At 63.7% G+C, this 11,660-nt stretch carries 12 protein-coding genes; 7 read left to right on the forward strand and 5 right to left on the reverse strand.

Annotated features, from left to right (window positions below; genetic code table 11):
• The first annotated feature begins 67 nt into the window (after positions 1 to 67).
• Positions 68 to 619, forward strand: coding sequence for a PRC-barrel domain-containing protein (locus tag GRB80_RS15910; RefSeq protein WP_161424401.1), 552 nt, complete (start codon positions 68 to 70; stop codon positions 617 to 619).
• Positions 620 to 728: 109 nt separating this feature from the next.
• Here GRB80_RS15910 and GRB80_RS15915 read toward each other — a convergent pair whose 3' ends face one another.
• The 5 genes from GRB80_RS15915 to GRB80_RS15935 form a co-directional block, all read right to left on the reverse strand.
• Complete coding sequence (locus tag GRB80_RS15915; RefSeq protein ID WP_161424402.1) at positions 729 to 1,757, reverse strand: methionine synthase; 1,029 nt, start codon at positions 1,755 to 1,757, stop codon at positions 729 to 731.
• A 25-nt stretch (positions 1,758 to 1,782) separates the two neighbouring features.
• Positions 1,783 to 2,766 carry a DUF1852 domain-containing protein gene (locus GRB80_RS15920; protein WP_132041946.1) on the reverse strand — a complete coding sequence of 328 codons (984 nt, stop codon included), beginning with the start codon at positions 2,764 to 2,766 and terminating at the stop codon, positions 1,783 to 1,785.
• Between the two features lie 47 nt (positions 2,767 to 2,813).
• A complete protein-coding gene (locus GRB80_RS15925; RefSeq protein ID WP_161424403.1) occupies positions 2,814 to 3,110 on the reverse strand; it encodes a CBS domain-containing protein in 297 nt (98 codons plus the stop codon).
• A 58-nt stretch (positions 3,111 to 3,168) separates the two neighbouring features.
• Positions 3,169 to 4,197: an L-glyceraldehyde 3-phosphate reductase gene (gene mgrA / locus GRB80_RS15930; RefSeq protein ID WP_161424404.1), complete on the reverse strand. Its 1,029-nt coding sequence runs from the start codon at positions 4,195 to 4,197 to the stop codon at positions 3,169 to 3,171.
• A 326-nt stretch (positions 4,198 to 4,523) separates the two neighbouring features.
• Positions 4,524 to 5,279 carry a DeoR/GlpR family DNA-binding transcription regulator gene (locus GRB80_RS15935; protein ID WP_161424405.1) on the reverse strand — a complete coding sequence of 252 codons (756 nt, stop codon included), beginning with the start codon at positions 5,277 to 5,279 and terminating at the stop codon, positions 4,524 to 4,526.
• A 271-nt stretch (positions 5,280 to 5,550) separates the two neighbouring features.
• Here GRB80_RS15935 and GRB80_RS15940 point away from each other — a divergent pair, with 271 nt between their 5' ends.
• From GRB80_RS15940 to GRB80_RS15965, 6 genes are read left to right on the forward strand one after another with little or no spacing between them, the layout of a single operon-like run.
• Positions 5,551 to 6,489, forward strand: a complete 939-nt coding sequence (locus GRB80_RS15940; protein ID WP_237562130.1) for an ABC transporter substrate-binding protein — start codon at positions 5,551 to 5,553, stop codon at positions 6,487 to 6,489.
• Between the two features lie 2 nt (positions 6,490 to 6,491).
• A complete protein-coding gene (locus GRB80_RS15945; RefSeq protein WP_374708678.1) occupies positions 6,492 to 8,192 on the forward strand; it encodes an ABC transporter permease in 1,701 nt (566 codons plus the stop codon).
• A gap of 4 nt (positions 8,193 to 8,196) precedes the next feature.
• A complete protein-coding gene (locus tag GRB80_RS15950; protein ID WP_132041886.1) occupies positions 8,197 to 9,405 on the forward strand; it encodes an ABC transporter ATP-binding protein in 1,209 nt (402 codons plus the stop codon).
• A complete protein-coding gene (locus tag GRB80_RS15955; protein WP_161424407.1) occupies positions 9,402 to 10,529 on the forward strand; it encodes an MBL fold metallo-hydrolase in 1,128 nt (375 codons plus the stop codon). The genes GRB80_RS15950 and GRB80_RS15955 overlap by 4 nt, the downstream gene beginning before the upstream one ends.
• Positions 10,516 to 11,073, forward strand: coding sequence for a histidine phosphatase family protein (locus tag GRB80_RS15960; RefSeq protein ID WP_161424408.1), 558 nt, complete (start codon positions 10,516 to 10,518; stop codon positions 11,071 to 11,073). Before GRB80_RS15955 ends, GRB80_RS15960 begins: the two co-directional genes overlap by 14 nt.
• Positions 11,051 to 11,584, forward strand: coding sequence for a phosphatase domain-containing protein (locus GRB80_RS15965; RefSeq protein ID WP_237562129.1), 534 nt, complete (start codon positions 11,051 to 11,053; stop codon positions 11,582 to 11,584). Before GRB80_RS15960 ends, GRB80_RS15965 begins: the two co-directional genes overlap by 23 nt.
• Positions 11,585 to 11,660 lie beyond the last annotated feature (76 nt).

Below are 11,660 nucleotides of genomic sequence, written 5' to 3' on the forward strand. Positions count from 1 at the left end.
TGACACGCCGGCGAATCGGGTCCGCGGCAGCGGGCCCGGCACAAGGAAAGGAACAAGGAGTCATCACATGCGGTATGGAAAGCCTCTCCTGCGTCACGCCACGCTGAGCACCCTGATCGCGGGCGGCCTGGTGGTGTCCGCATCGGCCATGGCGGAGCCTCAGGGCCTCTACTCAAGCGATGAACTGCTCGACGCCGATGTCTACACCGCGGCCGATAGCCGAGAAATCGGCGAGGTCGAGGATATCCTGCTGGATAACGACATGAGGGTGCGCGCCCTGGTGATCGATACCGGGGAACTGCTCGATATCGACGGCGATCAGGAGTTCGTGATCGAGGCAGGCCGCTTCAGCGTGGAAACTCATAACGGCGACGACCTCGATGACATCGAATATCGCGTGATCGTCGACATGAGCGACGCCCAGATCAGCCAGCAGCCGACCTATGATAACGACTGGTGGCAAGACGCTCGCCAGGGCGCCCACGAGGCCTGGGAGCAGACCAAGGAGGGCGCAGCCAGCGCCTGGGAGACGACTCAGGAAGGCGCCTCACGTGCCCTGGACAGCATCGGCAAGGCACTGGAAAACGTCGGCAAGAAGACCCAGGACGCCGCCGAGTAATCGATACATGCGGCTCCCGCGCCTGGCAGCGTGAGGAGCTTCATGACGACAAGGGCCCGGCCATTGGCCGGGCCCTTCTTATGCGGGTGCCTGCAAAAAGGCCGTTAGCCTAGCCGGCGATTTCCCCTGCCACGATGTCCGCCCCAGCGCTCAACGCATTCATCTTGGCTCTGGCCACCTGGCGTGACAGTGGCGCCATGCCGCAGTTGGTGCTGGGATAGAGATTCTCGGCGTCGACAAACTGGAGCGCCTTGCGCAGGGTATCGGCTACCTCTTGCGGTGTTTCGATGGTGTTGGTGGCGACGTCAATCGCGCCCACCATGACCTTCTTGCCACGGATCAGCTCGATCAGCTCCATGGGAACGCGAGAGTTCTGGCACTCCAGAGAGACGATATCGATATTGGATTTCTGCAGCTTGGGGAACACCTCCTCGTATTGCCGCCACTCGCTGCCGAGGGTGCTTTTCCAGTCGGTATTCGCCTTGATGCCATAACCGTAACAGATGTGTACGGCCGTCTCGCACTTCAGGCCCTCGATTGCCTTCTCCAGCGTCGCGATGCCCCAGTCGTTCACCTCATCGAAGAAGACATTGAAGGCGGGCTCATCGAACTGGATGATATCGACACCCGCCGCCTCCAGTTCGCGCGCCTCCTGGTTCAGGATCTTGGCGAACTCCCACGCCAGCTTTTCACGACTCTGGTAGTGACCATCGTAAAGGGTGTCGATCATGGTCATGGGCCCAGGCAGCGCCCACTTGATGGGTTGCGTGGTTTGCTGGCGCAAGAACCTGGCGTCATCCACGAAAACGGGCTTCTGACGGGATACCTCACCGACGACCGAGGGGACGCTGGCATCATAGCGGTCGCGAATTCTGACGGTTTCGCGCTTGTCGAAGTCAACGCCATTGAGATTTTCGATAAACGTCGTGACAAAGTGCTGACGCGACTGCTCGCCATCACTGACGATATCGATGCCCGCCTGCTGCTGCTCATGCAGTGCCAGACGCAGTGCGTCCTGCTTGCCTTCTGCCAGCCCCTCACCCTGCAACTTCCAGGGGGACCAGAGTACCTCCGGCTCTGCAAGCCAGGAGGGCTTGGGAAGACTGCCGGCCGTCGAAGTGGGTAACAGCTTTGCCATGATGGAAGATCTCGTAATAGGTGAATCAAAGAGCGAAGTTGGCGGACCATTGCTCGAGAATATGTCGGTAGGGCTTGATGAAGTGCTCTTCGACAAACCTTCCTTGTTCAGTCGCCAGCTGGCTACGCTCCTCTCTGTCGTAGACGATACGGGTCAGCGAATAATCCTGCTGATTCAGGCTCGGCTGGTAGGCCTTTCCCGCCGCCGAGTTGGCATTGTAGATTTCCGGGCGATAGATCTTCTGGAACGTGTCCATGGTGCTGATGGTGCTGATAAGCTCCAGAGTGGTGTAATCACCCAGCAGGTCACCCATGAAATAGAAGGCCAGGGGCGCCACGCTACCCGGAGGCATGAAGTAGCGAACCTTCATCCCCATCTTTCCGAAGTAGTCATCCGTCAGTGAGTGCTCCTGCTGAACATACTCAACGCCCAGCACGGGGTGGTGGTTCTCGGTGCGGTGATATGTCTTGTTGCTCGAAACACTGATACAGATGACAGGAGGCTTCTTGAAATACGTCTTGTACGTATCCGAGTTGACAAACGCCTTGAACAGGCTGCCATGCAGAACGCCGAAATCACTCGGAACACTGAACTCCTTCCGGTCCCTGTTGTGCTCCTTTAGCACTACACTGAAGTCGTAATCCCGCACATAGGAGGAAAAATTGTTGCCGGCGACGCCTTCAATACGTTCACCGGATCTCTTGTCGACAACCGTTGTTTTCAAGATTTCAATCAGCGGAAGCGCGCTATCACCACAGGCAGCATCAACGGCCATTTCAACAGAGATGATATCGAGCTCGACGGCATAGCGATCCCCCTTCGGGTTATCCCAATCCGCCAAGGCATTGAAGCGGTTGTCGATCATCCTCAGGGTATTGCGCAGATTCTCCTTACGTTGCTCCCCTCTGGCCAAATTGGCGAAGTTGGTCGTGATACGGGTATTGTCCGATGGCCGATAGTTCTCATCGAAACGAATACTCTTGACGGTAAACGTAAAATCCTTATCCATTTTGGCTTGCCATCCTGCTTCCTGAGACATGAACCCAAGGCATCTCTCTATTGATCGATATTCGAGATGACGCCCTGGATCGTCGCCATTCGAGCTCGTCGGGTCCGATAACGCGGGCCGAGGTGGCGGTCACTGCCCAGCGGGAACGCCACTGACGAAGCGATGGAGGGATTATCGAAATCATCGCCTAATGAAGCAAGCTGAAGAAACTCATGACGAACATCAATATCATTCATGTTCGAGTGTGTGGGCTGACACATCACCGCGACGATCGACCGGCACGGGGCTTCGGGAGGGTCGAGGTCGGTGGCCAGAGCGGCCCGTTCGCCCCAGATGCCGGCCACGTGGCCGGCATCCATGCCCAGGGGATGTGGAGGATTGGCTAAAGGGGCTAAGCGAGGATCATCCTTGCGAGGAGGCCGCCCACAGGTTGATGCCGCCATCGACCGCATGGCGATCGATCTCGGCGAGCTCCGCATCGCTGAACTCAGGGGTATCGAGGGCCCCCAGGCTTTCAAGCAGCTGCTCCGGGCGGCTCGCGCCGATCAGCGCCGAGGTCACGCGACCGCGGCGCAGCACCCAGGCGATGGCCATCTGCGCCAGGCTCTGGCCGCGGCGTTCGGCGATATCGTTAAGCGCCTGCACCCGGGCCAGATTCTCGGGCGAGAGATGCCCCTCTTTCAGGCTCTGACCCAAGGCGGCACGGCTATCCTCGGGCACGCCCTTCAAATACTTGCCGGTCAACAGCCCCTGAGCCAGCGGCGAGAAGACGATCGAGCCGACGCCCAGCTCATCGAGGGTCTCCAGCAGGCCATCGGTCTCGACCCAGCGGTTGAGCATCGAGTAGCTCGGCTGGTGGATCAGGCAGGGGGTGCCCAGCGAGCGCAGAATCTCGACCGCCTCCCGGGTGCGCTGGGCACCGTAGGAAGAGATGCCGACGTAGAGCGCCTTGCCCTGCCGCACCGCCTGGTCGAGCGCCATCATGGTCTCCTCCAGGGGTGTCTCGGGGTCGAAGCGGTGGGAGTAGAAGATATCCACGTAGTCCACCCCGAGCCGTTCGAGGCTGCGATCCAGACTTGAGAGCAGATACTTGCGGCTGCCCCACTCGCCGTAGGGCCCAGGATGCATCCAGTAGCCTGCCTTGGTGGAGATCACCAGCTCGTCACGATGGCCGGCGAAATCACTGTTGAGTAGTCGGCCGAACAGCGACTCGGCGCTGCCCGGCGGCGGCCCGTAGTTATTGGCCAGGTCGAAGTGGGTAATGCCGTGATCGAAGGCGGTACGGCAGATGGCCCGAGCATTCTCCGGGCTCGCGTTCTCGCCGAAGTTCTGCCACAGCCCCAGCGAGATGGCCGGCAGCTTCAGGCCGCTGCGCCCGCAGCGGTGGTAGGGCATGCACTCGTAGCGGTGTGCCGAGGGCGTATAGCTCATGGTGTCCCACTCCTCGAAGTTCGCGTATCTCCCTGACCGCCGGCAGAACCGAGCCTGCGGCGGCCGCGTAACACTCATTATGGGGTCTCGACAGGCGACTGGCGATGCCAGGCGCTACTGACCGGTCGGCCAGGCGACGGTCCGGAGCGCACCGTCGCCGGAGTTGCGCTCACCCTGGGACGCGACAGCCGGCAGCTACAATGCACCGCGCTTCTTTACTCCTTTTCTTCTCGAGCTCCTCTACGTGGTCCATCGAGGCCAGCTTGATATCGCGCCAGGCACGAATGGTGGGCACTGACTGGATAATGGTGCGACAGCGGTCACCATCAGGCACTCAGAAAGCGTACACCGCGGGCCGCCAGCGGGCTTCTCAGTTGATCCGGCAGGGCCTGATCGGTGATCACCGCGTCGAAATCGTCAAGCCTCCCCGCCGTGCAGCACAGCCGTGTCGCGAACTTGGTGCGATCGAGCACCAGTACCCTCCGTGCGGCGTGGGCAAACAGTGCCTCCCTCGCCATCACTTCGTCATCGTTGTAGTCATACAGCCGCCCATCGTCGTCCATGCCCCCCACCGACACGATGCCCACATCGGCCCGATAACGCTGAAAGAAGCGCCAGGCATCGCCGCCGATCACATCCTTGTCGCGGCGCCGAATACGCCCACCGCAAACCACCACCTCGCAGCTCTGATGACACAGCGCCATCGCCGCATGCAGATTATTGGTGATGACTTGCAGGTCCTGATGCACACCGAGGCGCAAGGCCACCTGCTCGACCGTGGTTCCTGTGCCCAGAAACAGCACCTGGTGGTCCTCGATCAGCTCCTGGGCGAGGGCCGCAATGCGTCGCTTGCCGTCGATATTGATGATGGCACGCCGCTCGAAGTCATCATTCTCGCGGCCCGGAAAGGGCAGTACCTCGCCCTGGCGACGGAGCACCAGACCGCGCTCGGAAAGCGCCCGAATATCGGCACGAATGGTCTGCACCGAAACATGGAAGTGCCGTGCCAGGGCTACCGGCGACTGGCTGCCCGACTCATGAATAAGGGTCAACAAGTGACGGCGGCGTTCATGGTGATCCATTGAGGCTCCGGTCAGCGAAAGTCAGTGGCGGAAAAACGAAAGCCAACCGCCTTCAAACGAAAGCTTACTGTCACCATGTTGTAAACAGATGACACTACCTTTGGGGGCAGTTCTCGCACCGGTCCCGCCATCGCGAGACGGCCGTCCGAGCCGCACAGGCTGGATGATTCGCCCACGCCATCGCCCCAAGGAACGCTTCATGTCCACCACACGTCACCTTGCCACCGTCGCCCGCTATCTCACGCCGCTACTGGCGGTCACCAGCCTCGCCATGATGACGGCCTCGGCCCAGGCCGCCGAGACGACCCTGACGCTCTATACCAGCCAGCCCAGCAGCGATGCCCAGCAGACCGTCGACGCCTTCGAGGCAGCCAACCCGGATATCGACGTCGAGTGGGTCCGCGATGGCACCACCCGCCTGATGGCGCGTCTGCGCTCGGAACTCGAGGCCGGCGTCAGCCGTCCCGACGTGCTGCTGATTGCCGACGCCGTGACCATGGAGTCGCTGATCGCCGATGACCTGCTGCAGCCCTACCAGAGCCCCGAGCGCGATGCCTTCGATGCACAGCTATACCATAGCGATGGCTACTACTACGGCACCAAGCTGATCACCACGGGCATCGTCTACAACAACCGCGCGGCCGAAGCCCCGCAGCGCTGGCAGGACCTGACCGACGAGGCACTCAAGGGCCAGGTGACAATGCCAAGTCCGCTCTACTCGGGTGCTGCGCTGATTCACCTGGCTAGCCTGACCGACAATGCCGCACTTGGCTGGGACTACGTCGAGGCACTGGCGGCCAATGACGCCGAGGCCCAGGGCGGTAATGGCGGCGTGTTCAAGGCGGTAGCCTCCGGCACCAAGCCCTACGGCGTGGTCGTCGACTTCCTGCCGATTCGCGAGGCCGTCAAGGGGTCGCCGGTGACCTTCGTCTTCCCCGAGGAGGGCTCAAGTGCCGTCACCGAGCCGGTAGCCATCATGAAGGGTGCCGACGATGTCGAAGCGGCCCAGCGCTTCGTCGACTTCGTGCTCTCGGAGTCTGGCCAGCAACTGGTCAGCGAGATGGGCTATCTGCCGGCACGCAATGGCATCGCACCGCCGGCCGGCTTCCCGGCCCGTGAGGACATTACGCTGATGCCGCTCGACAGCGAGCGGGCCCTGAACGAAGAAGCCGCCGCCAAGGCTCGTTTCTCCGAGCTATTCGGCGACTGATGATGGACAACGCTTCTCGAGGGGCGGATCGCCAGCGCCGACTGCTGACCGCCCTGACGATCCTGATAGTACTGCTGAGCCTGGCGCCGAGCGCCCGGCTCATCATCGAGGCGCTGGGTGGGCTTGAGCTCAGGGACGAGGCGCCCCTCGCCCAGGTCCTCGGCGACCCCGACACCTGGCAGGCCCTGTGGCACAGCCTGGTGACCTCTGCCCTGGGCATGCTGATCGCCCTGGCGCTCGGGAGCCTTTTCGCCTTCATCATCACCCTGACCGATGTGCGTGCCAAGGGCATCTGGGTCTTCTGCTTCATGCTGCCGATGATGATTCCGCCCCAGGTCACGGCCCTGGCCTGGCTACAGCTGTTCGGCCCGGCAAGCCCTCTGCTGGCAAGCCTCGGTCTGGCCCCGGAGCTCGGCAGCCCTCAGCCCCTGTACTCACCGGCCGGCATCGGTCTGCTGCTAGGCATCCAGAGCGCTCCTCTGGTCTTTCTGGCGCTGCGTACAAGCCTGTTGGCGCTACCCCGAGAACTGGTCGAGGCGGCTCGTATCCAGGGCGCCTGCCAGCGTCAGGTGTGGGGCCAGATCATCGTACCCATCACCCGCTCGGGTCTGGTCGCCGGCGGCGCCATGGCCTTCACCGCCAGTCTTGGCAATTTCGGCATCCCAGCCATGCTCGGCATTCCCGCCGGCTATCTGGTGCTGCCGACCCTGATCTATCAACGCATGGCCAGTTTCGGCACCAACGTGCTCGCCGAGATGGCCGGGCTGTCGGTGCTGATCGGGCTGCTGGCACTGGCCGGCGTGGCCCTGCAGCAGCACCTGCTACGACGCAGCCGGTTCGGACTGATCGGCCACGGCGGACGCGCTCACGACTTCTCTCTGGGACGCTCTCGGGTCCCGTTGGAAGCGGGCATGGGTCTGGTGCTGGCGATGATTCTGCTCGCCCCGCTCACGGCACTGGTGGTCGGCTCACTGGTACCGGCCATGGGCGTGCCTCTGAACACCACCACCGCGACCCTGGAGGCCTACCGCGAAATGCTGGGTCGCCAGGGCGTGACCTGGCGAGCCATGTCCAACAGCCTATGGCTGGCCGGCGGTGCGGCCCTGGTGCTGATGGCAGTGTGCCTGCCGCTGGCCTATCGCCTGGGACGCATGCCAGAGCGGCTGCAAGCCTGGCTACTGGGCGTCATCGAGATTCCCTATGCGTTGCCGGGTGTCGTCCTGGCGGTGGCCTGCATTCTGCTTTTCGTGCGTCCCCTGCCGATGATCGAGGTGAGCCTCTACGGCAGCCTGGCGATCATCCTGGTCGCCTACCTGGCGCGCTTCATGGTGGTGTGCCTGAAGCCGGTCACGGCGAGCCTGGGACAGCTCGACGCCTCACTGGAAGAGGCCGCGCAGCTGGCCGGCGCCAGCCCCTGGCGGCGCCTGGTGACCATCATCATGCCGCTTACCGCCCCGGCCCTCGCCGCCGGCGGCATCCTGGTCTTCCTGACCGCGGTCAACGAGCTGACCGTATCGGCGCTGTTATGGAGTGCCGGCAACGAGACCCTCGGCGTACTGATCTTCAACCTCGATGAGGGCGGCGACAGTGTGCTGGCCTCGGCGGTCGCCGTGGTGGTCGTGGTCCTGGTGGCCGCCCTGATGCTTACCCTGAACCTGATGGCCGGTCGCCTGCCCCGTGGCGTGGTCCCCTGGAAGGAGTGAAGTCATGAATCTTCTGTCAACCTTACGCCGTTCGGCGTACCCACTTGCTCCCGCCGAGGCCAGGGATTCTGTTCTGCCGGCAGGTGACGCCGACATTCGCGAGGCCAGCGATGGCCACCGCGGCCTGAACATCGTCGGCGCCACCAAGCACTTCGGCAGCCAGGCGGCGTTGAACGACGTGTCGCTGGACATCGCCCCGGGCGAGTTCGTCGCCCTGCTCGGCCCCAGCGGCTGCGGCAAGACGACCATGCTGCGCACCCTGGCCGGCTTCGAGACATTGAGCGCCGGGCGCATCACCCTGAACGGGCGTCACCTCGACGACGGCAGCCGACCGCTGCCGCCGGAAGAGCGCCACATGGGCATGGTGTTCCAGGCCTACGCCCTGTGGCCGCATATGAGCGTGGCCGACAACGTGGGCTATGCGCTCAAGCTCCAGGGCATTCGCGGCCAGGAGTATCAGCGTCGCGTCGGCGAAGCCTTGGCGCTGGTCGAACTCGCGACCTATGCCAGCCGCCGCCCCCAGGACCTTAGTGGCGGCCAGCGTCAGCGCGTGGCGCTGGCCCGCTGCCTGGTCACCTCCCCTGAGGTGGTGCTGCTCGACGAACCCCTCGCCAACCTCGACCGCCACCTGCGCGCCGCCATGGAAGACAGTTTCCGCGATTTTCACCGGCGCACCCGGGCCACCCTGGTCTATGTCACCCACGACCAGGGCGAGGCCATGTCGCTGGCCGACCGTATCGCGGTGATGAAGGACGGCAGGCTGATTCAGCTCGCCACCCCGGAAACCCTGTATCGCCAGCCGCGCAGCCCCTGGGTCGCCGGCTTCATCGGCCAGGGTAGCGTCATGGAGCTGCCCGGCCTGACGCCATCCACCGCGGTCAGCGGTGAATGCCTCAATGCCTCCCTCAGGGCCTGGGGCAAGGGGCAAGGCACCGAGACGACCAGTGTCGTGGTGCGCCCGGAGCATGTGCACCTGACGCCAATCGATACTGTGCCCCGCGGGGCTGTGTCGGGCAGCCACCCCGACAGCGGCTCAGGTAGCCAGGTAGGCGCCCGCGTCGTGAGCTCGATCTTTCGCGGTGAACGTTACGAAGTGCACTTGAGGCTCGCTGACGGCACCCAGCTGCAGGCCTATTCACCGACACACCTGGCCGCCGAGAGTGCGGTCGGCGTCGCGATCCAGCGCGCCTGGTGCCTGGAGCCGGACGCATGACCCAGATTACCAGCGAAGAGCATGTCGAGATCACCGTTCTCAGTGGCCTCGGCGCCAAGGCGCCGGCGGCGATCTTGATAGAGACGGCCAAGGTTCGCCTGCTGCTCGATGCCGGAGGTCCCCTGGACCCAGGGGCAGCCTGCGAGTGGGTGAGCGACCTTGAACGCCGGGGCTGGCCCGATGCCATCCTGCTCAGCCACGATCACCCCGACCATGTCGGGAGCCTGGCACAACTACCCAGCGATATTCCGCTCTACTGCACCAGCGAGACAGCCAGGGCCCTGCCTGCCGGACGTCGCTGGCGAGCGCTTGCCTCCCGCGGAGAGCAGAGGATTGCCGGTGTACGCGTCACCACCGGCCAGGCCGGCCACTCGCTAGATGGTATCTGGCTGCATCTGGCCTTGGGCCAAGGCATCTTCTACTCAGGCGACACCTGCCTGGAGTCTGCGGTGTTTCCCTTCGACCCACCGCCGCCGGCCGCCATTGCCCTGCTGGACGCTTCCTACGGGCGCTACGATCAGCCCCTGGCCGCAGCCCAGGCCGCCATGGCAGATCACCTTGAGCGTCCTACCGTGATGCCAGTTCCGGCCTCCGGTCGCGCCGCCGAGATAGCACTGTGGTTCATCGATAACCAGGAATCGACGCATGGCAACGCTGAGGGGGCCACTCGGCTGGCCCTCGACGACGGCTGCCGCCAGGCGCTGACGCGCCTGCTGGCGCTGCCGGCCACACTCCGCCGCCCAGGCATTGACGCCAGGCTCCGTGAACTGCTCACCGCACCGCCACCCGCCGCGCCGCATCTACTGCTTGTCGATGACGATGGCCACCGCAATACCTGGCCCGGCTATCACACCCTGCACAGCGGCTATCTGACGCCGCCTCGCCGACGCCAGGTCGCCGCCGGCGAGGCCGCATGGCGACGCTGGAATGTCCATCCTCGATTGACCGACATCACCACACTGATGAGCATGCTCCAGGCACGGGAACTGTGGCCGTTGTTTACCGAGCTGACCCCGGAGTGGCAGCAGGATTTCCCGCTCTCGCCTCCGGCACGGGAACTCGCCATGGCCACCCCCACTCGATGTCTGCGTCCGGCCAGCGAGGTGTGCGATGCTGCTGGCTAGCCCCTTTGTGTTCATGCGCCACGGCGAGACGCCTCTCAATCGCGATGGCCTGATAGGTGGCAGCACCGATGTGCCGCTAACGAGGCTGGGTGAAGACCAGGCAAGATCGGCCCGGCCGCTGCTCGAACGACCCTGGTCGAAAGTGGTGACAAGTTCACTTCTGCGTGCCCGCCAGACTACCGAACTTGCCGTGCCCGGACAGGATTTCGCGAGCCTCGCCGGGCTCGACGAACGCGACTGGGGGCAGCTGGAGTGCGCACCGCTGGCGCATCAGCCGCCCTATATGAGCATCCCGCCCGGCGGCGAAAGCTGGGAGAGCTTCGAGGCACGGGTCGTCGCTGCGCTCAACGCTACTCTTGCCGCTCACCCGTACCCACTGATCATCGCCCACTCAGGCGTCTACCGGGTGATCCAACGACTCGTTCGCGGACGCCCCGAAGGTCCCCGGCTGCCCAACGCCCGACCGCTCTTGATACGTCCCGGCCCACTGGGCTGGACCTTCCATCTACTTGGAAACCACGATGACCGCCAAGATATCCTCTAGCCCGCTCGACCAACAGCACGCCACCACTCTCTCGAATGAGCATTGGGGCTCCAGTCAAGGAGCCACCGATGCCGTGATCGTCGATGTCGATGGCACCCTGGCGGAGCTCGACACCGAGACCGTCGCCCCCTGGGTACTGGGCGCCGAGAAGCACTGGGACCCGTTCTTTCAGCACATGGCCAAAGCGCCGGTGATCGAGCCGGTGGTCCGTCTGGTGAACCTGCTCAAGGCCCAGGGGCAGCGCATCCTGATCTGCTCCGGCCGCCCGGCGAGTCATGCGGCCCACACCCGGGACTGGCTGGTCGCCAATGCCATTCCCTTCGACGCGCTCTATCTGCGCCCGGCAGGCGATGACGAGGTGGCCGACGAAGAGGTCAAGGCGAAGCTACTCGAGTGCATGCGCGAGGATGGCCACCGGCCCTGGCTCGTTATCGACGACCGTGACGCCGTGGTGGCCGGCTGGCGCCGGCTCGGCCTGACCTGCCTACAGTGCGCCGACGGCGACTTCTAGTAAGCGGCCGCTGAACACACCTTCCGCGTAAGCCCTTGGCCAGCGACATTAGGTGCCCACGTAACAATAGATGGGC

The sequence above is a fragment of the Halomonas icarae genome (assembly GCF_009901955.1).
In the GTDB taxonomy this organism is placed as follows: Bacteria; Pseudomonadota; Gammaproteobacteria; order Pseudomonadales; family Halomonadaceae; genus Halomonas; species Halomonas icarae.